Genomic DNA, 21946 nt, shown 5'->3' on the forward strand with positions numbered 1-21946 from the left:
GCCGCGCGGCGGCCGGAACGCGCGGCCCGCTCAGTTGGTGAGCACGCCGAACGGCAGCGTCCATCCCGCCAGCCGGCCGCCATCCGCCCACCGATCGCCGGCCGCATCGCACGGCAGCAGAATCGGCGCGGCCGCGCATTCGAGCGTTTCCTTCGGCGTATGGCCGAACTCCGCCTTGAACAGCCGGTGGAAATACTTCTCGTCGGGAAAACCGTGCGCCCACGCGATCTCCGCGATGCGCTGATGCCGGCGCTGCGGGTCGCCGAGCACGTGGTACGCGTGACGCAGCCGCCGCCGCGTGATCTGCCGCATCACGCCGCCGTCTTCCTTGAACAGCTGGTAGAGCCGCGCTCTCGACACGCCGATGTCGCGGCAGATCCGGTCGGGATCGAGGTCGGGCTCCAGCAGATGCACGTCGATGTAGCGGCGGACCCGCTCGGCCAGCGCCCCGTCGATCGGGCCGCGTGCGTCGTGCAGCGCCTGCGCGGTCGGGGCAACCGCCGCGGCGAGCAGCAGCAGCATCGACTGGACGATGCTCGGGATCTCGTGCGTGCGCAGATTCGGCAGATTGCGGAACAGCGACAGCATGTGGTCGCCGAGCAGCCGCCCCACGCCGCTCGTCAGCGTCTGGCCGTGCGCCTGCGCCGCATGGCTCGGCAGCAGGTACCTGGGCACGACCAGGCTGATCACGTCGCCGGCCTCGACCCTGCAGTCGTTGATCTGCGCGACGTCGTACACGAACACGTCGCCGGCGCCCTTGACCAGTTCGGGCCCGCCGGTGTGGCTGGCCATCCGGCCACCGAGCAGCAGCGTGAAGCGGATCGAATCCTGTCCGTCGAGGCGGATCCGCCGCGTGGTCCGATGAACCCGGTAGGCCGGCGCGCGCGATCGCCAGTGGCGGCCCGACAGGATCAGCGGGCCGAGTGCCGCGCCGCTCGCCTCCGCGTCGAACACGCCGTGGCCGCCGTCGTCTTCCAGGCGGCAGTCGCACAGCATGTCCTTGACCCAGACGTGGAACCTGTCCCGCTCGGGGTAGTCGATGGTGCGAAACTTGAAAACGGGGACGAATGCCGCTTGATCCATGACAGTGTTTTTATCGAGCCGACACGAGAGGATAGATCGGTTCGCAGATTATCGGACCCAATTGCGCCGGCGCAAGGCCGGCGCGGCACCTCGTCCACCCAGGCGGTCGACGGGCGCCCCGCGACGGGCGCCGTCGTCGTCGTCGTCGCGGCCATCAGCGTTGCGGATGGCATTCCCAGTTGTTGTACGTCGGCCGATCGATCGGCGTGAGCCCCGGAATCATGAACACCGTACAGCCGAAGCGCCGCCCCTTGCCGGTCGTCGCGTCGTAACTCACCTTCTGGCCACCGAGCCCGTCCTTCTTCCCGTACTGCACGTTGGCGATCGTGATCTCGTCCGACGACGCGAGCCCGAGCGTCTTCGCGGTCGACGTCTGCACGTCGACCATGTTCATCTGCGTCGAACCGCACGCGGACAACACGAGGCCGGCGGCCGCCGCGCCCAGCGCCGTCCGCAAGGTGACGGCGCATTGCAGGATCTGCTTCATGGTTTCTCCTTCGAATTCCCGGTGGGGCACGATTACGAGCCCGGCGTAAAAAAGCTGGACTGGATCTGGCTGCCGACGTTCGCGACGAACGATTGCCAGACGAGCGCCATCGCCCCCGCGGCATTGACGGCCAGCGCCGGCCATGACCCGTCCTGCGGATCCAGCGTCGACGTGCTCCACGCCCCGTTCCGATAGCCGGCCACGAGGAGGAGCGACGCGTTCGGTGTGCCCGTGTCCTGCCAGGCGACGGTCACGTTGCCGGCCGCGTCGATCACCAGCGGCGGGTACTGGAGCGCCGCCCCGTTCAGGTGTTCCGTCAGCCGCTGCAGCGTCCCCCAGTTTCCGCCGGCATCGGATACGCTCGCCTGCAGGACCGCGCCCCCTTCCGCCCACATCGCGGCGGCCACGCCGTTTTCGTTGACGGCCAGCATCGGCGTCGCGATGAAACCCGTCGGCTCGACGATCGCCGGCGCCACCGGCTGCGAGGGCTGCCATCCGGTTCCGGCGACGTAGCGCTGCGACATCGTGGCGGTGTAGATCTTCCCGCCCGTCACGTCGAGTTGCCCCCAGAGCAGCGTGATGTTGCCCTTCGCGTCCATGCCGGCGACCGGCGAGATGATCGTCGTGAACAGGCTCGTATTCGATACGGCCTGGTTGACGTTGGTCCAGCCGTTGGTCGCGTCGTACGTGGCCGTCCACAACGCCGACTTCGTATGGTTGGTCTGCCGCCACGCGAGCACCGCGCGGCCGGACGACAGGACCGACAGCATCGGCCTCACGTTGTCCGTATCGCCGGTCACCGCGCCCGGCCCCGTCTGCACCGGCATCTGGACCAGCGCCGTCGGCGACCACTGTCCGGCCTGCGTATAGCGCGTCCACGCGATGCGCGTGTCGAGCAGGCTGATCGACTGTGTCCATGTGACGAGCGCGTTGCCCTGGCTGTCCATGCCGGCCGAATAGGACGAACCGGCCATGTCCGGCACCAGTGCGACCGGGGTGCCCCAACCGCCATTCGGGGTGTACGGGCGCGCCCACAGGGCGTACGTGTTGGGGCCCGGCGTCCACTCGGTCCAGAATGCGACCGCCTGCCCGCTCGCGTTGCCGACCAGTTGCGGTTGCACCCCGGTCAGCGAATTCATCGCATGCGAACCGTCGCTCGTGTCGAGCCGCGTCGCGCTTCCCCAACCCGAGCCCGGCACATAGCGTGCGCCCCACATCTCGTTGCCGGTCGTGCCGGCCGTGCCGTTGGTCATCCAGGTGGCGAGCGCGTTGCCGCTCGCGTCGATGGTCACGCTCGGCTCGCCTTCCGGCCCCTTGCCGTCCACCGCGGCGGCCTTCGACCAACCGGCCTGCGGCTGCGTGGTCCCGCCGCCCGTCGGCCCGCCATTCGAGCCGCCATTCGAGCCGCCGTTCGAACCGCCATTCGAACCGCCGCCGGGCGAGGTCGAACCGGAAGGTGAACCGGGATTGTTCGGCGACGACAACGATGCGCCGCCGTTCGTGGCAACGTCGTCACCGCCGCATGCGGACAGCGCGAGCGCGGCTGCCATGACCATCCATGCAATGGGTTTCATCGGAATCCTCTTTTTCTCTTTCCGGCGTACTCTCGTCTGCCGTTCGCCGACACGCTGTACCGCACCGATCGGCCTCTTGATAAGCAATGCTATTGAACAGGCACGAAAACCGGCGTCCGTTCGCCCCCGTCATGCTCGGCTCCGTCGTACGGATCGATGCGAACACCGCCTTCGGCAGACCGCCCCCTTCGGGCAGCGAGGACGACGACCGACGCCTATCGTCGAAGGTCCGTCGCTGCCGGCTGCATCTTAATTCAGGCGGTCCGGATTCAAGGTGGCGATGCGTCCACACTGAGTGGACTTCCATTTCGCCGGCCCGCCTGCGCGCGCTCGCGGCCAGGGCCGCGGGTGCGGTACGATACGCGCCGGGGCGAAACGCCTCACCTGAGAGACCCGGCCGCTGCGGCCCCACACCCGGCACAAGAAAAAAATGCCCAGAAACCCATTGCTGCACCGACACCTGTTCGCCGCGCTGGCGGCCGGCCTGTTCTGGATTCCGGCTGCCCATGCCAGCGGCGACGATGGCTGCTACGCGCCCACCACGCTCCGGCAGACCGCCTACTCGTGCGCCAACCTGCCGATGCTGAGCCCCGCGAACGACACGCGCATCAACGCGATGCTGATGATGGTCGACAGCGCCAAGGTCGCGCAGGCGTTTCCGGACCCGAAGACGATCCCCGCGAAAGACCGGATCAACCAGATCATCGTGCCGTTTCCGATGGACTTCTCCGGGTGGATCTACATCGGGCAGAAGGAGCCTGACACGACCGCCAAGGCCGACAACGCGGCGGATGGCGACGCGTCGTCGAACCGCTATGCCGACGGCGAAGGCAGCATCTGCCGCAGCATGAACTCGGGCGCCGACGCGTTCAACGACGCACTGGGCGGTGCCGGCGGCCTCCCCGCCGACGAAGCCGCACGCCTGCGCGCGGCCCGTGCCGACATCGCGCAGAAGACCTGCGCCGCCGGCGCCGCGAGCGCCGCGTGGACGAAACCGCCGGTCAAGTCGCCGCTCGGCCAGCAGTTCGCCGCGTACCTCGACGGTACGAACGCGTTCTACCGCGCCGACTTCCTCACCGCGACCCGGGCCTTCGCGAACGCGTCGCACAGCGCGAACCCGTGGCTGAAGGAAACCGGGCTCTACATGGCCGGGCGCGCGCAGCTGAACGCCGCGCAGGCCAACGTGTTCGACAACGACAACCCGACGCCGTCGCTCGGCCGCGTGACGAAGGTGTCGCTCGACGCCGCGAATACGGTGTTTCGCACCTACCTGAAGATCTATCCGCAGGGACGCTATGCGACCTCCGCGAACGGGCTGTTGCGGCGGGTCGCGTGGCTCGGCGGCAACGTCACGCAGCAGGCCGACCTGTACGGCCACGCGCTCGCGCGCTGGTCGCCGGCGACGTCGAACGTGCCGCTGATCCAGCTGGCGAACGAACTCGACAGCAAGCTGCTGTTCGGCACGGAATTCGATGCGCGCCAGATCCAGTCGCCGACCGTGCTCGCGACCGTCGACCTGCTGCGCATGCGCACGTCGGACAACAGCGATTCGAGCCGCAGCAAGCCGCTGACCCTGGACGAGCTGCAGGCGCAGAAGCCGCGCTTCGCGAACGCGCCCGCGCTCTACGACTACCTGCTCGCGACCTGGTATGTCCAGATCGAGCACAAACCGGACGCCGCGCTCGCCTTGCTGCCGCAGGCGCCCGCCGAGCCGCTCGACTACTTCGGCCTGAGCCAGCAGGCGCTGCGCGGGTTCGCGCTGGAGGATAGCGGCCAGGCCGACAAGGCGCGCCAGCTGTGGCGCGACCTGATCCCGCTCGCGAAATTCCGCTTCCAGCGCGAGGCGCTGGAACTCGCGCTCGCGATCAACCTGGAACAGGCCGGGCTCGTCAACGACGCGTTCGCCGACGATTCGCCCGTGCAGAACGCCGCGATCCGCGCCGTGCTGCTGCGGCGCGCCGCCAATGCGGACCTGCTGCGCGCGCAGGCACAAAACCCGGCGGCCGGCGGCGCGCTGCGCGACACCGCGCTGTACACGCTGCTGTACAAGGAACTCACGCGTTCGCACTACGCCGAGTTCATCGCCGATGCCGCGCTGGTGTCCGGCACGCCTGCCGATCCGTTGAAGCCGTTCGTCGCGTCCGGTGCGAAAACCGAAGACGGCTACACGTGCCCGTCCGCGCGCGACATCGCGGCGATGCTCCAGCAGAATCCGGCCGACGCGAAAGGGTTGAACTGCCTCGCCGAGTTCGTGCGCGTCAACCCGCTCACGGCCAACCTCGAAGGCGATGTGGTGCCTCCGTGGATGCGCAACGCGTCGGCGGCGAACGCCGCGCGCGTGCCGCCGACGCTCGGCGCGGCGCCGTCGCAGTTCGCGGGCAAGCCGTACGAGCGGATGTCGAGCTACGTGACGGTGATGGCCGATGCGCAGGCGAACCCGAACGACCGCGCGTATGCGTACTACCGCGCGATCAGGTGCTACGCGCCGGCAGGCTCCAACGAATGCGGCGGCAAGGACGTGCCGAAGAACGTGCGCAAGCGCTGGTTCGATACGCTGAAGGCCAGCTACGCGGGCAGCGTGTGGGCGCAGAAACTCCGCTACTACTGGTAAGCGCCGCGTGAAGCGTGTCGCGTATGTCGCGTATGTCACGTGTATGGCGCTGCTGCTGGCCGGACGCGTTGCGCTGGCCGGCACCGTCGATGCCGCGCAGTACGACACGTTCTGGCTGTGGGCGGGCGTGAAGCCGCAGGCGGTCGTGCGCGGCGCCCGCGCCGTCTACGTGCTGCAAGGGCAGATCGAGGCATCGCCGCGGGACGAGTCGCAAGTACGCGTCATCGCGCAGGGCGTCGCGCTGCCACCCGCGCCGCATGCGCGCGTGTGGCTCGTCTATCGTGCGCATACGCTGCGCTGGACGCCGCGCGTCACGCAGATCATGCTCGCGCAACTCGAACGCTGGCGCGCGTCGGGTCGCACCATCACCGGTATCCAGATCGACTTCGATGCACGCACGCGCCACCTGCAGGACTACCTCGAATTCCTGCGGACGCTGCGCGAGACGCTGCCCGCCGATTGCCGGCTGAGCATCACGGGGCTGCTCGACTGGAGCAGCCGCATCGATACCGACCAGGTCAACCAGCTCAGGGGGATCGTCGACGAAGTCGTCGTGCAGACCTACCAGGGCCGCCGCACGATCCCCGACTACGCGGACTACCTGCCGCGCGTCGCGCGGCTGCAATTGCCGTTTCGCATCGGCATCATCCAGGGCGGCGAATGGGATGCGCCGCCCTACCTCGCGGCAAATCCGTGGTTCCGCGGTTATGTCGTGTTCCTGCGCAACGCATAGCGGGAAACACGCGACGACGTCGATCGTTCCCGCGCCCCGGATTCATTCCGGGCGCGGCGAACCCGCATCCACGTACACCCACGCGCTGACGCCCGATTCCAGCACCACGCGATCGCGGCGATACGCGTCGACTTCGTAGTCGTCCGCGTGCTGCAGTTCCTCGCGCGTGATCGCGAACACGGTGCCCGTGACGCGGTCGCCCGGTCGGCCGGTATAGGCCACCACCGGATGATGCGTCTTCCCGCTCGTCGCGACCACCTCCGGATCGTCGATCTTCAGCATCGTCATCGCGTAACCGGGCATCGCATCCTCGCGACCGTCGAGCTTGCGGCCGAAGGTGGCGAGCTGCACCGGTTCGAGTTGCAGCGTGCCATAGGAAAAGAGGTGCTCGGAGAAAGTCGGGGCGGTGCCGGACATGATTGAACTCGACAAAAAGCAGGACAAACGAAACGTAACGCGGATCGCCCACTGGCTTACGCGCCACCCGAGATCGCGCCGCCGAGCCCGGCAAGCGCAATCACGAGCAGCGCACCCGCCGACGAGGCCGTGATCCATCGTTGCTTGCGGTGAATCAGCGGATGGTTGATCGCGGCCATGTAGCCGGTCATGATCGTGAAATCGACCGCGATCCACAGCGCGGCCAGGATGGCCAGGCTCACGCGGGAATCCGGCGTGATGCCGACGAACTGCGGAAAGAATGCGACGAAGAACAGCAGGTCCTTCGGGTTCGCGATGCCGACGAGAAAGCCGCGCACCACACCCGGCAAGCGCCGCGCCTGCGACGCCGGTTCGCCTGGTGCGGCACCGTTGCCGTCGCGCGTACGTCCGGCGCGCCATTCGCCGAGCAACGTCCGGACGGCCAGCACCGCGATGAAGACGCAACCCGCCACGTGCAACCCCGTGAGCAGGCGATCGCTGACGAGCACGACGCCGAACACCATCAGCATCGCCCCCGCGATCATCACGAGGCTCGCGGCATTCGCGCCCACCGCGGTCAGCATGCCCTGGCGGAACCCGCGCCGCGCGACGGTGCCGACCACGAGCATGACGACGGGGCCGGGCGTCGCGATGAGCAGCACGATCGCGGCGAGATAGGCGAACAGCAGCGGGTAATGGAGCGCCATGACAAAAAGTTGTTGGATGGATCGACGCGCGTGCGCGCTACGATGGCATCATCGGGATTCAGCGCGGCGGATTGCACGGTTTTTTGCAGTATGGCGTGCCCGGCCCGCTGCTGAAAAACGGAAAATCCTGTCGAATGACATGAGTTTTATTCATATTCAAACCCCGTGAAGGCCAAACCGCTTCCCCCTGTCTACGCCTTGCGCGCATTCGAAAGCGCCGCGCGCACCGGCTCGTTTACGCTTGCCGCCGAGGAACTGAGCCTCACGCAGAGCGCGGTGAGCAAGCACGTCAGGACGCTCGAGGCCTACTTCGGCCGGAAACTGTTCGTCCGGCGCGGCCCCAGGATGACCGTGACGGCGGAAGCGCAGATCTTCGCGTCGGGCCTGCGGCGCGGCTTCCGGCAGATCGAGGAAGCCTGCATGCTGTTCCAGTCGCAACGCGACGTGCTGCGGCTCAAGGCGCCGTCCACGCTCACGATGCGCTGGCTGCTCGACGCGCTGGCCGCCTTTCGCGACACGCGGCCCGCATTCGAAGTGCAGATCGCGAGCGTATGGATGGATGTCGACACCGTCGATTTCTTCAGCGAATCCTACGATTGCGCGATCCTGCTCGGCACGGGCAAGTTCGGCGAGGCCACGCAGTGCGTGAAGCTGTTCGACGAATGGCTGATTCCGGTGTGCTCGCGTGCGACCGCGACGGTCGCACGCACGAATCCGGCGGCGTGCGAGCTGATCCACCCGTCGCCCGACCGGCGCGACTGGCGCCGCTGGCTCAAGGGCAGCGGCCACGACCTGGACGTGGACATCACGCGCGGGCAGGTGTTCGACATGCTCGAACAAGGCATCGCGGCGGCCATCGCCGGCCACGGCATCTCGATCGGCGATCTCGCGCTGTGCGCGACGGCAATCGACGAGAAGCAGCTCGTGCTGCCGTTCAAGACGGCCGTCAATACCGGCGACGCGTACTATCTCGTCTGGCCGGAAGACTCCGGCAAAGCCGCGCAGGTGCGCGAACTCCTCACGTTCCTGGAAGACCGGATGCCGCGCCTGACGTTTCCGGGCATCCGCTTCAACGGGCCGGGCTGAACCCTGCGGCCGGCGAACCGGCCGCCTGGCCGACGGCGCGACGGGGCTGACGGGCGCTACCGGCCACGGTTACCGGGTGCCGCCAGCCGTCCAAAAACAACGCAGCCCGCCGAAGCGGGCCTGCGCCGAGCGTCACGGTTACGCCTGCACGAAAGCCAGCAGGTCGGCGTTGAGGACGTCCGCGTTGACCGTCAGCATCCCGTGCGAATAGCCCGGATAGGTTTTCAGCGTGCCGTTCTTCAGCAGCTTGATCGACTTCAGCGCGGCATCCGCGATCGGCACGATCTGGTCGTCCTCGCCATGCAGCACGAGCGTCGGGACGGAGATCGACTTCAGGTCTTCGGTCTGGTCCGTTTCCGAAAACGCCTTGATGCCTTCGTAATGCGCTTTGGCGCTGCCTTCCATCCCCTGCCGCCACCAGTTCCGGATGACGCCCTGATGCACGGTTGCACCTTCGCGGTTGAACCCGTAGAACGGGCCGCTCGGTACATCGAGGAAGAACTGCGCGCGATTGTCGGCGAGCGCCTTTCGGAAGCCGTCGAACACCTCGAGCGGCAAGCCTTCGGGGTTCGAATCGGTTTTCAGCATCAGCGGCGGCACCGCGCTGACCAGCACCGCCTTCGCGACGCGGCCGGCCGGCTCGCCGTGCTTCGCGACGTAGCGTGCCACTTCGCCGCCGCCGGTCGAGTGGCCGATATGCACCGCATTGCGCAGGTCGAGCGCTTCGACGACCGCGAACGCATCGGCCGCGTAGTGATCCATGTCGTGGCCGTCCGACACCTGCGCCGACCGGCCGTGGCCGCGCCGGTCGTGCGCGATCACGCGATAGCCCTTCTGGACGAAGAAGAGCATCTGCGCATCCCAGTCGTCGCTCGACAGCGGCCAGCCATGGTGGAACATGATGGGCTGCGCGTCCTTCGGGCCCCAGTCCTTGTAGAAAATCTCGACGTGATCCTTCGTTGTGACGTATGGCATCGCGATGCTCCTGTGACGTGGATGAACATGGCACACTGGCCGGGAGCCATTATCGGACAGTATTGTTAAATGATGACGCCACGATGCAAGCGGCCGTAAACAATCCGACCAACGTGCCCCCCCTCCCCCGCCCGAAGGGCGAACGATGGCGCTGCGTCAACTGTATAAGGCTGGACTGGACCGAACAGACAGCGTCAGATCGTCTGACTCGGTTCGGCCAAGAACGGTCGATCGACACGGCGCCTAGATCGCTGACAATCGGGGCGCATTCACCAAATTGGTAGTTGCGGTCGTGAACGCTCCGGTACGTAGAATTTTGAATATCACGTGGTGGCGCACGCATAACTACCTAGCCCAATAGTTGCGTAGGCCGTCCGATGCTGACTCATGCTAGTCTCCGAAGACGAAAGGGAGGCTTTCATGCAACGAACGATCGCGTACCGCGGCTTCGAGATTCAGGTCGAATTGACTCCGGCTGCTGATGAGGACACCTTTGACGTGACCTTTCAGATTAAAGGCGCCACAAACCTCGAAGTGCTCGGCGCGCGGGGAGGCCGCATCTCGTTGCGCAACGGCCCTTTTACTGAGCGATGGGCCTATCTGGTAGCCGAAATCGCCGGCCAAGCTGCTATCGACGTGTTACTCGGTCCCGTCGACTGATTCCATGTTTGTTTCCCGATGCAATACTCTCAGTGATCGCATAGGGGACGGCGCTATTGCACTGGCTATATCAGCGATGTGGGTTTGCCGCCCGTTGCGGCGCCGATGGATTTCGCGGGGTGGTTCGAAGCCTATGTGGGCGGTAGCTGGCCGACCTTCGATCCGCGAAACAACGCGCCGCGTATTGGACGTGTTTTGATGGCATACGGGCGCGATGCCGCGGATGTCGCGATCAGCAATGCATTCGGGGCCGCCGTGCTAACGCACTTCAAGGTGCACTGCGACCAGTAAGGACCGAGCTACGATCCTGCCGACGCTGAGCCGGCGCGGAAATGTACGGATAGGATGCGTCGCGTGGCAACGTCGCCGTTCGAATCGAACGGTGAATTGCGCAGAGCTGAGCGTTCGTGGCGCAACGTCCTAAGACTGGTCAAAGCATTGAGCCCCCCCCCCAGCGGCCGCTTTGGAGAAGGTTGAATGCCCGTTGTGGGTCGATCACGGCCCTTGATGAAGTGACGGTGAACAGGCCCATCAGGAACGACGACGGACCCATCACCGACACCGTGACCAGCATCAGGTTGCGCCGAGCGTGCCGCAGATCACCGCGCCGAACGGACGGCCCGCGAGTCCCGCTCAGAAGCTCGCCAGCGACGCGGTCGGGTCGAGCGACGGAAAGAACAGCTTCGGAGATCGTTGCCGCGACGACACCGTACGCCGCGAAGTCGAACCATTCCAGCGCCGTGCCGAAGGTGGCGCGCGCCACCGCGCGACGGACCATCAGGTGAGCCTGGGGGGACGCTCGGGCACAGTTCGAGCGCCGATTGTGGACGCGATCGACAGGCCAGCCACGCCACAGCCCGCGAAGACGATCCGATAGTGCTGCCCCTTGCTCACCATAACGTGAAATCTCTCGATGCGCTGGGGCGGCTAGATGACCAAACGACCCTACTGGCGGTAATCAAAAGCTTATGGTCAGGCCTACCCCCAAGGTACGGCCGCGACCGACCGAAACCAGTTGCATGCCGGAGTACAGGCTGCCGAAGGTTTCATAGCGTTTGTCGAAAAGATTCCGGCCGAACAGATAGACTTCGAGATCCTTGTTTTTCCATCCAATCTGGGCATTCACAAGGCTATAGGCATCAAGGTAATAAGATTTGTCGATATCCGCGGTGCGCTTGCCTGTGTATTGGTATTGAAGGTCGGCGGAGAGCTTGCCCGGCAAATGAATCGCCTTGGCTGAGGTTTCGTATTGCAGCCCGGCCGTCGCCGTCCATTTCGGTGTGTTCGGAACAGGATTGCCAGTGACCGTATTGACCGCGGCGCCGTTGGCTCCGAGTTCGCTATGGATGTAGCCGACGCCCCCGGAGAAGCTCAAGCCTTCAGCGATGAGCGCGCGCGCCTGCAATTCGAAACCACTGGTCTTGTAGTCCTGATATGTTGTCCGAAAGGCGCCAAGCGAAGGATCGAGATAGGACATGACACCGTTCTTGATGTCGTTGTGATAGACGCTGGCATCGATCTGAAGACGATGGCTAAGAAGATCGGCCTTGACGCCCGCTTCGTAAGTCCACCCCAAAGCGGCCGGATAGGGGTTGCCCACGATGCCATCGACAGGATAGCTAAAGAGCGGGTACACCCGTGACGCGTGACCACGAGCAACCGACACGTAGCTTTGAATGTCGTTCGTCCACTTGAAGGATAGTGCTACCCGACCTGTCGGATAGGTTTGCGACGTTGAGTTGGAGCCGGTCAGCGAAGCGAGGCCCAGGGAGTTGCCCTGCTTCATCTCGATATTGTCATGGCTTACCCGGCCGCCGATCGAGAACTCCCAGCGGTTCGCAAAGGGGATCGAAACGTCCCCGAACAGTCCTAGGTTGGTCGTGTCGAGATTGCTTTTCATCGCGACTGAGCCGGAATACGGAGGCGGCGCGCACTGCGTACTGCTGCACCAGCGTATGCCGTTGGTTCGCATGGCACTGGCACCGACGACCCAGCGAACCGGGGCACCCTCGAGTGAATTCAGCCGAATCTCCTGGCTGAAGATGTTCTCCTGATCCGTTGAGTGGCCCACGTTACTGGATGCGGGAAACCCGATCGCGTCATAGACAAGTTTGTCCACGAGATCGAGTTCGCTTTCCAGCTTGTTGTGCTGGTAGGAACTGATGGAAGTGAGCTGGAAATTCTTGAAAAAATGCTCGACGGTCACGGTGGCGCCCGCTTGCGTTGTCTTCAAGTCCGGCTCGGTCAGGATGCCACTGGTCGGAAACTGACTGGCGCTACGCAGGACATAGAGCGGGGAGTTAGCCTGATCATGCAGATAGTTGCCCGTCACTGTGATGAGCGTGTCGTCCAGCCCCGTGAAGCGTAGTCCTCCACGGAATGCGCCGATGTCGCGCTTGCCCAGCTTGTCGGTGTAACGGCTACTGATATCGCCATTCTCATGGCCGTAACGGATCGCCATCCGTCCGTCAAGTTGTCCGGGCACGATATTGCCGCCAAGAACTGCCTCGCCCATGCGATAGCCGTGTTCGCCGACCTCGGTTGTCACGTGAACATCCCGAGTTCCGTCAGGCTGCTTCGTGACAACGTTGATGGCGCCACCCAGCGCATTGGTTCCCCATAGCGTGCCTTGGGGACCGCGCAGCACTTCGATATGGTCGACGTCGAGCAACATGTTCGACGCGCTCATCATGCTGTTCGGCACACCATCGACATTGAATGCGATCGTGCCATCGGAGTAGTTGGCAGGCGTCCCAAGTGAACTGACACCGCGAATTGAGAACCACTGGGAGCCTGTGGCGCGGCTGACCCATTGCACATTGGGCGCATGGCCGGCGATAGCCACACCTGGATCGAAGGGCGATTCCTTCAGGGTCTTCGCCTGCAGAACCGTGATGCTTTCAGGCACATCCTGAAGGCGTTCGGTCGTTTTCCGGGCGGTGACCGTGACGGGCTCAAGGACTGCGCTCTCTGCGCTCGATGCCGACGTGCCGCTATCCGGCGACTCAGTGGTTGATTGCGCTTGCTTTCCTTCGGTAGCGAACACGTCTGGAGCAGCGACGGCGACGGCTGCGGCAATCGTTGCGTTGAGCAATGTATGTCGGACGGTACGGACGACACGCAAGCCACACGCCGGGAGCCCTTCGCGCATCGCATCGATCGAGCCTGAACTTCTGCCAAGGGATTGATGAAAGGGAGAGCGATGTACCGCACATTGCCCTTCAATATGAGGCGTGTTAGACATTAAACGAGACTCATTTGCATTATCGGGATCGTCAATTTACCGATTCGCCGACACACCTCCGTAGCGAGATTTGGCCAATTCCTTGTTCAATCAGGCCAAGTGTATGTCTTTCCATCGAGATGGCCGTATTGCGAAATAAATTGACTAGATTTCGCAATGTAGAAGTGTAGCTGCACGGGTAGGCTGCGCCTCATCGTGGCCTGCCATGCCTGTTCTCTGGCCGGCCGAGAACTTCGTCCTTCCCGAGGAATACCCGTGCACTCACATATCATCGGTAGATCGGCCATGCGCGGCCGTTCAAGCGCCATCTCGATCCCCTTTGCTCGAGCGGGGCGCGCATGAGCACCGCCGCTATCTCCCGTACCAAACCCATTGTCATAAGCGTTGTTGGGCTGGTCGTTGTCTTCGGCCTGCTGTATGCCTGGCGCGCTGTTCGAAGCGGCGGCGCAGAACAACAGGCCATGCCGCCGATGCCTGTCTCGACGATCCGCGCAGAGCCTCGCAGTGTGGCCGACGAGTGGCAGGCCGTTGGCAGCCTGCAAGCCGTGCATGAAGTGCTGCTGGCTCCCGATACCTCGGGGCGAGTGACCGCCGTCAATTTCGACGCAGGCCAGTCCGTGAAGGAAGGGGCGGTGCTGATTCAGCTCTACGATGCCCCCGAACAAGCGGATCGTGCCGCCGCCGTGGCCAAAGCCGATTTCGCCCAGTTGCAACTCAGGCGTTCGCAAGCGTTGGCGCCTACCGGCGCGGAACCGCGCGAATTGCTCGAACAACATAAGGCGGACGCTGCCCAGACTGCCGCGGCAGTCCGGCAACTGGACGCACGCATTCAGCAAAAGTCGATTCGCGCGCCGTTCTCCGGTCAGTTAGGTATCCGACGGATCAACCTGGGTCAGTATCTCAATGCCGGAGACGCGATCGCCACGCTGACCCAGCTCGATCCGCTCTATGTCAACTTCACGTTGCCGCAGCAGGATATGCCCAGGCTGACGTCGGGCGCACCGGTTCAGGTAACGGTGGATGCTGTGCCGGGGCGGGTATTCACCGCCAGGATCAGCGCCATCGAACCGCGTATCGATGGAGAAACCCGCAATGTGGCCGTTCAGGCGCTGTTGCCCAATACCGACCGGTTGCTGAAACCCGGCATGTATGTGACGGCGCGGCTGGTATTGCCCGCCACGACGGACAATATCGTATTGCCGCTGACGGCGATCCAGACTTCGGCCTCCGGTGACAGCGTGGTGGTCGTGAAAGGGGCCGACGCGCAGGGAGTCGGCAAGGCGGTTGCCGTGCCGGTCATCACCGGCCGCCGGCTCGGGGAGGAGGTTCTGGTATCCCAAGGCATCAAGCCTGGCGACATCGTGGTGATGGCTGGCCAGAACCGTCTTCCGCCCGGTGCGACCGTAAAAATCAACGGCACGCCCCCTTCGGCAACGGCGACACCTGACGCCCCGGCCGTTGTGTCCTCCAGCGCCAGCGCGCGGTAAAGGAAACCACGCCATGCGCTTTACAGACATCTTCATCCGTCGACCCATCCTGGCACTGGTCGTCAGCCTGCTCATTCTGTTGATGGGCGCCACGTCGATTTTCCTGTTGCCTGTGCGGCAATACCCCTATCTCGAAAACGCCACCATCACGGTCAGTACCACGCTTCCGGGGGCAACCCAGGACGTGATGCAGGGTTTCGTGACCACGCCGATCGCGCAGTCCATCGCCACGGCCAGCGGCATTGAATACCTGAGTTCGACTACCACGCAAGGCAAGAGCGAGATCAAGGCGCGATTGGTGCTCAACGCCAACGCCGATCGAGCGATGACCGAAATCCTTGCCAAGGTGCAGCAGGTCAAGTACCAGTTGCCGGCAGGCATCACCGATCCGGTCATCAGCAAGTCCACCGAGGGCGGTACAGCCGTGCAATACATCGCCTTCTACAGCAAGACGCTGTCGATCCCGCAAGTGACGGATTTCGCGTCGCGGGTTGCGCAACCTCTGCTCACCAGCATTCCGGGGGTGGCCTCGGCGGACGTCTATGGCGGCCAGACGCTGGCCATGCGCATCTGGATCGACCCGGTGAGGTTGGCCGCGCGCGGGCTGTCGGCCGGCGAGATATCGGCCGCGCTGCGCGCCAACAACGTGCAGGCCGCGCCGGGCCAGCTCAAGAGCGCGCTGACTGTCACCAACATCAGCGCGGCCACCGATTTGCGCAGCGTCGAGGACTTCCGCCAGATGGTCGTGAAGTCGAGCCCCGGCGGAGGCGTAGTGCGGTTGTCGGATGTCGCCACCGTGGAAATAGGCGGCCAAAACTACAATAGCCTCTCGTTCGCCACCGGCATACCCGCGATCTTCGTCGCCATCCAGCCGACGCCGGCCGGGAATCCACTGGAGATCGTCAAGCAGGCCAACGAACTGCTGACCAGGATTCGCGCAATGGCGCCCCCAGGACTGACGGTAGCGCCGAACTACAATGTCGCGCGCTTCGTCAATGCTTCGATCGAGGAAGTCAAACACACGCTGGTGGAAGCCATCGTGATCGTGATCGCGGTGATCTTCCTGTTCCTCGGCACGTTCCGCGCGGTGATCATTCCGGTCGTCACCATTCCGTTGTCGCTGGTCGGTACCGCTGCGTTGATGCTGGTCTGCGGTTTTTCGATCAACCTGTTGACACTGCTGGCGATGGTGCTGGCGATCGGTCTGGTGGTGGACGATGCCATCGTCGTGGTGGAGAACATCCATCGACACATTGAGGAGGGGCTGACACCTGTGCGCGCGGCCCTGCTCGGCGCACGCGAAATCGTCGGGCCGGTGATCGCCATGACTATCACATTGGCGGCGGTCTATGCGCCAATCGGCATGATGGGTGGACTGACCGGCGCGCTGTTCAAGGAGTTCGCCTTCACATTGGCCGGCTCGGTCATCGTCTCGGGAGTAGTCGCGCTGACGCTCTCGCCGGTGATGAGCTCGATGCTGCTCAGTTCCAGGCAGGGCGAGGGACGGCTGGCGAAGCGGGTCGAGCACTACATGGAAGGGCTGACGGCGTTCTATGGGCGCCTGCTGGCCCGCACGCTAGCCGCTCGCGGTGCGGTGCTGCTGGTCGGTGTGGCCGTGCTGGCCGCCATCGCGGTGCTGTTCACCGGCACTCGCCGCGAATTGGCGCCGACCGAGGATCAAGGCGCCGTCATCGTCGTCACCAAGGCCCCGCAATATGCGGGCGTCGGCTACACCGCCCGCTATGCTCAGCAGATCGAAAAGCTGTTCGAGCAGATTCCCGAGTTCGACAGCAGCTTCATGAACATCGGCGACTCCGCCGGTGGCCAGAACATGATGCTGGGTGGCGCGATCCTCAAGGACTGGTCGAAACGCAAGCGGTCGGCCACCGAGATCCAGGGGCAGATTCAAGCCGCCGGCGGCGCCATCGACGGCGAGACGTTGACCGCCGTGCAGTTGCCCCCGCTACCGGGTTCCAGCGGCGGCCTGCCGGTGCAGATGGTGCTGCGCTCGCCCGACGACTTCAAGACGCTGTACGAGACCGGCGAGAAGATCAAGGCAGCGGCCTATGCCAGCGGTCTGTTCCTCTACGTGCAGAACGACCTGTCCTACGACAGCCCGCAGGCGCACATCACGATCGACAATGCGAAGGCCAGCGAAATGGGGGTGACCATGCAGTCTGTCGCCGATACCCTTGCCGTGCTGGTCGGCGAAAACTACGTCAATCGCTTCAACTTCCACGACCGCTCCTACGACGTGATTCCGCAAGTGCGCGGCGCCGAGCGTATGACACCGGAAGACCTCGGGCGTTTCTATGTCAAAACGACCTCCGGCGCACTGGTGCCAGTGTCGACCGTGACGCATGTCGAGATGCGCCCGCAAGCGAACCAGCTCACCCAGTTCGGCCAGATGAATTCGACCACGCTCGAAATGCTGCCGGCGCCGGGCGTGAGCATGGGCGAGGCTGTGAAGTTCCTGCAATCGCAGCCGCTGCCGCCCGGCACCAGTGTGGACTGGCTCAGCGACAGCCGCCAGTTCGTGCAGGAAGGCAACCGTCTGCTGGTCTCATTCTGCTTCGCGCTGGTGGTGATCTTCCTGGTGCTGGCGGCGCAATTCGAGAGCCTGCGCGATCCGCTGGTGATCCTGGTGACGGTGCCGCTGGCGGTCTGCGGCGCGCTGGTGCCGCTGTGGCTGGGCTTTGCCACGCTCAATATCTACACCCAGATCGGATTGGTCACCTTGATCGGCCTGATCTCCAAGCACGGCATCCTGATGGTCACTTTCGCCAACCATATCCAGCACCACGAAAACCTGAGCCGCATCGAGGCGATCGAGAAGGCAGCGGCGGTGCGGATGCGTCCCGTGCTGATGACCACCGCGGCAATGGTCGCCGGCCTTGTGCCGCTGCTGTTTGCAGACGGCGCAGGCTCGGCCAGCCGGTTCTCCATCGGCATCGTGGTGGTGATGGGCATGATGGTCGGCACCCTCTTCACGCTGTTCGTACTACCCACCATCTACAGCTTCATCGCCAAGGATCACCGGGCAACAGCGGAAAGTTCTCGCGCCCGCGAACTCGCTACTGCGGAGGCTCCTGATGTCGCCCTTTAAACTGGTTCCTGCGATGCCTGTTGTGTCGCGTCCGGCGACGCTTCCCTCTCCGCGCGCTGCCTTCATGGCGGTGGCCGTCGCCGTTATCACCGCAGGTTGTGCCAGCGGCCCCGATTACCACGCGCCGGCCTTACCGGAAACCGCTGCAGGCCCCTTCGTCAGTCGCCCATCCAATACGGATGTTGCCGAAGCGCTGCCCGCGAACTGGTGGAAGCTGTATGACGACCCCGCGCTCGACAAGCTGGTGCAGGAAGCCTTGTCGGCCAATCCCAACCTGCGCGTGGCGATGGCCAACCTCGATCGCGCGCGGGCCATCTACACGGAAGCGCGCAGCGGGCAATTCCCTTCGACCAGTATGTCAGGAGGCGTGGGATACGGGCGCGATCAGACCACGTGGTCCGGCACTGGCCAGGCCCCCGCGCAATGGAGCTACAACGCGGGCCTCGACGTCTCCTATGAACTCGATCTGTTCGGTCGGGTCAGGCGCGACATCGAGGCTGCCCGCGACGACACCGATGCAGTCGCCGCCGCCTACGATGCCGCCAGGGTCGTTGTTGTTGCGGAGACGACGCGGGCCTATGTGGACGCCTGCAGCTACGGTGAGTCCATCGGCGTAGCGCGCTCGTCCGTCGAACTGGCCCAGCGCAGCCTGGATCTCATCGACAGCCAGGCGCACGCGGGCTCGGCGTCGCATCTGGATGTCGAACGGGCTGGCCTCACGCTGGCCCAGGCCCAGTCCGCATTGCCGCCCTTGCAAGGCCAGCGCGAAGCCGCACTGTTCGAGCTGGCCGCGTTGACGGGGCGCACGCCCTCGCAAGTGCCGGAACCGGCGCGTGCCTGCACCAAGGCTCCCGAGATTTCCGGTGCGTTGCCGGTCGGCGATGGCACTGCGCTGCTGCGTCGTCGCCCCGACGTGCGTCAGGCCGAGCGCCAACTGGCGGCGGATACCGCCCGCATCGGCGTGGCCGTGGCGGATCTCTATCCGCGTGTCACGCTGGGCGCTTCGGGTAACTACCTGCGCAACGACTACCTGAAAGGCAATCGCACCTTGTCCTTCTCTTTTGGGCCACTCATCTCGTGGACGTTCCCCAACATGATGGTGGCTCGAAGTCGCATTGCGCAGGCGAAGGCACAAAGCGCGGCGTCGCTGGCCAGCTTCGACGGTGCCGTGCTGAATGCACTGAAGGAGTCGGAGCAATCGTTGAGCGCCTATGGCGCGGCGATGCAGCAGCGCGATGCACTGGTAGAGGCGCGTAACCGTGCCGAGAATGCCTTCCGGCTGGCCGACCAGCGCTACCGCGCCGGCTCCATCAGCTACCTCGACGTGATCGTGGCACAGACCAGTCTGATCGACGCGAAAGCCCAGGTGGCCGCTGCTGACCAGCGAGTCGGTTCTGCGCGAGTCAGCGTATTCAAGGCGCTTGGTGGTGGCTGGGAACAGGCCAGTACGCAGTAATGCTTGAGGGCATCGGCGCGTGGGCGATCTCACCGTCGCGCCGATGTCTGATGCCAACCATTAGCCACGCGGCTCCGCGTTGTCGCGAACAACCGGAAGTTCAGCATAGCGAAGGAATATGGATATGGACCCGCACGACGACCCGCCTCGGATCATTGACCTGATTACATCATTCGGTAGCAAGAGCCTGCCGTCTGGCAAACACACGATGAAGCACACCACATCAGCCTGTCCGGCGACCACACCGCCGATGTCGTCTCAGGAACAACGATTGGCGGCCAGCCGACTGCGACCGACGATCGCTCGTACCCGTGTCCTGTCCGTACTGGAACAGGCGGCGCCGCGCTGTCTGGATGCCAGTCAAATGTATCGCATCCTCTGCACGCAACTCGACAGCCTCAAACCGGCCTCGATCTACCGTGCGCTGAATGATTTATGGACCTCCGGCTTGCTGGTCCGTACGGAGGGCGCACAAGGCCGCGCACTCTACGCGCTCAAGCCGGACAGGAAGAACCTTCAGAACGACACCGTGCGCTGCCACTGTGGCGCGCGATTGGTTTTTATTGAGGATCGGGCATTGCACGAGCATCTCCGATCACTGGCGACCAAGGAAGGCTTCGATCTCGACAACGAGCCAGCTTTTACCATCACCGTGACGTGTGCGGAATGTCGGCCGTTCCGCAGGAGAAGAGAATAGGTGACCTTAAACCGAGGTCGCCCGATCTGACAGCGCCTCGCCACTTTTTGCTGCCAAGCCACCATGCTCGGTGGACGACGGCACGCTCCACTCAAGGTGAGACTTAATCGGGAAGCACGATGCCGCGTACGGCATCGGACTGCGCGTTTGTCGTTCGATCGGAAAGGTATCGTGCTGGCGGCTTGCCTACCGCCTTGCGGAACATGGTGATGAACCCGCTGGCATTTTCGTAGCCCAGTTCCAGCGCCACCGTTTGCACGCTTTCGCCGATGGTCAGGCGTTGAAGCGCAAGGATCACATGCAGTTGCCGGCGCCAGCGTCCGAAGCTCATGCCGATTTCGTGCAGCAGAAGCCGGCTCATGCTTCGCTCGCTCATGCCAATGCGGGTAGCCCAATCGCTCTTTGAGGTTTTGTCGGTAGGATCGGCCAACAGCATTTCCGCGAGTCGGCGCAATCGCGGATCACGCGGCATCGGCAAATGCAGGTCTTCTACCGGAGCCGCCGCCAACTCATCCAGCAACGCGGCAATCAGTCGGTCTTCCCGGCCGCCCGACGGGTATGACGCGGGGAAGCCGGCCACCTTCAGAAGCAACTCGCGCAGCAATGGCGAGACGGAGATCGTGCAGCAGGTTTTCGGAAGATCCGGTGCGGCATCAGGCTCCACGAACAGGCAATGACATTCGGTTTCACCGGATCCCCGTGCCGAGTGGGGCAAGTCTCCCGGTATCCATACCGCGCATTGCGGCGGCACGATCCAGACACCGTTTTCGATTTCGCAGTTGAGGATGCCACGGACGGAGTAAAGCAGTTGCGCCCTGCGGTGCCGATGCCTCGCATGTTCCCAGCCCTTGGCTACCGACATGGCACTCAGGGCGACAACGGGCCGGGGCAGGTTATCCACGTCCTTGGCCACGGCCGGATCGGTGATGGCAATGCTTGACATGATGCGTATCGGGCTTCGGATCCAAGATGAGGCGCTGGCCTAATTGAAAAATATTATGGCCAACTTGTGCAATGACGTCCAGTCATTCCGCCGGTATCGTGTGATTGACCATGCTGGTCGTTCTGCTCGCCAGGGCTATTGCGCTGCCGGTCCGGAGGGGTATCCCATTTTTCTTGACGAAGTGGGACTGCCAGCTATTTCCCGTGATGCGCCGAAGGAGTATTGGCATGTTGATTGACGCCTCGAAGTTCCCCTTGGTCTGGATGCGACTAAACGCACCAGGCACCGACCCCACAGTCTCGCCTTTTGCCGAGTTCGAGGGATTGCTCGCACGGAAGGAAGTTTTCGTCTTACTCAACGACGAGGGGCTTGATAAAGGCGAACACGAACATTCGCCGGAAGAAAGGAAGCAAACCTCGCTTTGGATGAAACGCCACAAGAGCGAATTGCGGACCTTCGTCAAGGCAGGGATCTACATCGAACCGAATACCGCCAAGCGACTGGCGACCAAGGCGTTCGCTTTGGTATACGAAAAATTTTGGGGCTATCCCATGCTCACGGTTGCGACGAAAGACGAGGCGCTGGCCCTGGCGCGGAGGTTGTTGCTGGGCGAGCAAACGGATGCATGGTCGCACTAGGCCCGACTAATGAGGTCGGTCGGAATCTGGAGGCCGGCGCGT

17 protein-coding genes and 2 pseudogenes are annotated in these 21946 nt (G+C 64.0%); 10 read left to right on the plus strand and 9 right to left on the minus strand.

The window, feature by feature from the left end; translation table 11 throughout:
* Positions 1 to 30: 30 nt before the first annotated feature.
* The 3 genes from ABIC51_RS36615 to ABIC51_RS36625 all read right to left on the minus strand — a co-directional run bounded on the left by ABIC51_RS36615 (position 31) and on the right by ABIC51_RS36625 (position 3144).
* Positions 31 to 1083, minus strand: coding sequence for an AraC family transcriptional regulator (locus ABIC51_RS36615; protein ID WP_027792428.1), 1053 nt, complete (start codon positions 1081 to 1083; stop codon positions 31 to 33).
* Positions 1084 to 1237: 154 nt separating this feature from the next.
* The gene (locus ABIC51_RS36620) at positions 1238 to 1570 is read right to left on the minus strand and encodes a hypothetical protein (RefSeq protein WP_034196211.1); all 333 of its coding nucleotides are present in this window, start codon (positions 1568 to 1570) and stop codon (positions 1238 to 1240) included.
* 32 nt (positions 1571 to 1602) lie between these two features.
* Entirely contained in the window at positions 1603 to 3144 is a 1542-nt protein-coding gene (locus ABIC51_RS36625; RefSeq protein WP_060198155.1) for a hypothetical protein, read from the minus strand.
* Positions 3145 to 3574: 430 nt separating this feature from the next.
* On the opposite strand from ABIC51_RS36625, the gene ABIC51_RS36630 reads away from it, so the two are divergent.
* Positions 3575 to 5755 (plus strand): PA5441 family protein, encoded by a 2181-nt coding sequence (locus tag ABIC51_RS36630; RefSeq protein WP_175901640.1) that lies wholly within the window; start codon positions 3575 to 3577, stop codon positions 5753 to 5755.
* 43 nt (positions 5756 to 5798) lie between these two features.
* A complete protein-coding gene (locus ABIC51_RS36635) occupies positions 5799 to 6488 on the plus strand; it encodes a DUF3142 domain-containing protein (protein WP_088611305.1) in 690 nt (229 codons plus the stop codon).
* A 42-nt stretch (positions 6489 to 6530) separates the two neighbouring features.
* Here the strand turns inward: ABIC51_RS36635 and ABIC51_RS36640 are convergent, their stop codons facing one another.
* Positions 6531 to 6905, minus strand: coding sequence for a gamma-glutamylcyclotransferase family protein (locus ABIC51_RS36640; protein WP_059697202.1), 375 nt, complete (start codon positions 6903 to 6905; stop codon positions 6531 to 6533).
* A gap of 56 nt (positions 6906 to 6961) precedes the next feature.
* On the minus strand, positions 6962 to 7612 hold the full coding sequence (locus ABIC51_RS36645; protein ID WP_175901638.1) for a LysE family translocator: 651 nt from the start codon (positions 7610 to 7612) through the stop codon (positions 6962 to 6964).
* Positions 7613 to 7810: 198 nt separating this feature from the next.
* On the opposite strand from ABIC51_RS36645, the gene ABIC51_RS36650 reads away from it, so the two are divergent.
* A complete protein-coding gene (locus ABIC51_RS36650; protein WP_264165659.1) occupies positions 7811 to 8698 on the plus strand; it encodes a LysR substrate-binding domain-containing protein in 888 nt (295 codons plus the stop codon).
* 138 nt (positions 8699 to 8836) lie between these two features.
* On the opposite strand, the gene ABIC51_RS36655 is transcribed toward ABIC51_RS36650, so the two are convergent.
* On the minus strand, positions 8837 to 9673 hold the full coding sequence (locus ABIC51_RS36655; RefSeq protein WP_021157880.1) for an alpha/beta fold hydrolase: 837 nt from the start codon (positions 9671 to 9673) through the stop codon (positions 8837 to 8839).
* Between the two features lie 420 nt (positions 9674 to 10093).
* On the opposite strand from ABIC51_RS36655, the gene ABIC51_RS36660 reads away from it, so the two are divergent.
* Positions 10094 to 10333, plus strand: a complete 240-nt coding sequence (locus tag ABIC51_RS36660; RefSeq protein ID WP_027792420.1) for a hypothetical protein — start codon at positions 10094 to 10096, stop codon at positions 10331 to 10333.
* A gap of 51 nt (positions 10334 to 10384) precedes the next feature.
* Positions 10385 to 10624: pseudogene (locus ABIC51_RS36665) on the plus strand (transglutaminase family protein); the annotation flags it as partial.
* A 228-nt stretch (positions 10625 to 10852) separates the two neighbouring features.
* Here ABIC51_RS36665 and ABIC51_RS36670 read toward each other — a convergent pair.
* Positions 10853 to 11111, minus strand: a pseudogene (locus ABIC51_RS36670) (MFS transporter); the annotation flags it as partial.
* A 180-nt stretch (positions 11112 to 11291) separates the two neighbouring features.
* The gene (locus ABIC51_RS36675) at positions 11292 to 13577 is read right to left on the minus strand and encodes a TonB-dependent receptor (RefSeq protein WP_354006955.1); all 2286 of its coding nucleotides are present in this window, start codon (positions 13575 to 13577) and stop codon (positions 11292 to 11294) included.
* A 338-nt stretch (positions 13578 to 13915) separates the two neighbouring features.
* Here ABIC51_RS36675 and ABIC51_RS36680 point away from each other — a divergent pair, with 338 nt between their 5' ends.
* The 4 genes from ABIC51_RS36680 (at position 13916) to ABIC51_RS36695 (ending at position 20323) form a co-directional block, all read left to right on the plus strand.
* Positions 13916 to 15064, plus strand: a complete 1149-nt coding sequence (locus ABIC51_RS36680; protein WP_175901631.1) for an efflux RND transporter periplasmic adaptor subunit — start codon at positions 13916 to 13918, stop codon at positions 15062 to 15064.
* Positions 15065 to 15077: 13 nt separating this feature from the next.
* Positions 15078 to 18170 (plus strand): efflux RND transporter permease subunit, encoded by a 3093-nt coding sequence (locus tag ABIC51_RS36685; protein ID WP_175901630.1) that lies wholly within the window; start codon positions 15078 to 15080, stop codon positions 18168 to 18170.
* Complete coding sequence (locus ABIC51_RS36690) at positions 18157 to 19626, plus strand: efflux transporter outer membrane subunit (RefSeq protein ID WP_354006956.1); 1470 nt, start codon at positions 18157 to 18159, stop codon at positions 19624 to 19626. The genes ABIC51_RS36685 and ABIC51_RS36690 overlap by 14 nt, the downstream gene beginning before the upstream one ends.
* A 124-nt stretch (positions 19627 to 19750) precedes the next feature.
* Positions 19751 to 20323: a Fur family transcriptional regulator gene (locus ABIC51_RS36695; protein ID WP_080981996.1), complete on the plus strand. Its 573-nt coding sequence runs from the start codon at positions 19751 to 19753 to the stop codon at positions 20321 to 20323.
* Between the two features lie 103 nt (positions 20324 to 20426).
* Here ABIC51_RS36695 and ABIC51_RS36700 read toward each other — a convergent pair whose 3' ends face one another.
* A complete protein-coding gene (locus ABIC51_RS36700; protein WP_027792412.1) occupies positions 20427 to 21266 on the minus strand; it encodes an AraC family transcriptional regulator in 840 nt (279 codons plus the stop codon).
* Between the two features lie 227 nt (positions 21267 to 21493).
* On the opposite strand from ABIC51_RS36700, the gene ABIC51_RS36705 reads away from it, so the two are divergent.
* The gene (locus ABIC51_RS36705; RefSeq protein WP_027792411.1) at positions 21494 to 21904 is read left to right on the plus strand and encodes a hypothetical protein; all 411 of its coding nucleotides are present in this window, start codon (positions 21494 to 21496) and stop codon (positions 21902 to 21904) included.
* Positions 21905 to 21946: the final 42 nt, after the last annotated feature.

Source organism: Burkholderia sp. 572, assembly GCF_040545135.1.
Lineage (GTDB): Bacteria > Pseudomonadota > Gammaproteobacteria > Burkholderiales > Burkholderiaceae > Burkholderia > Burkholderia cepacia.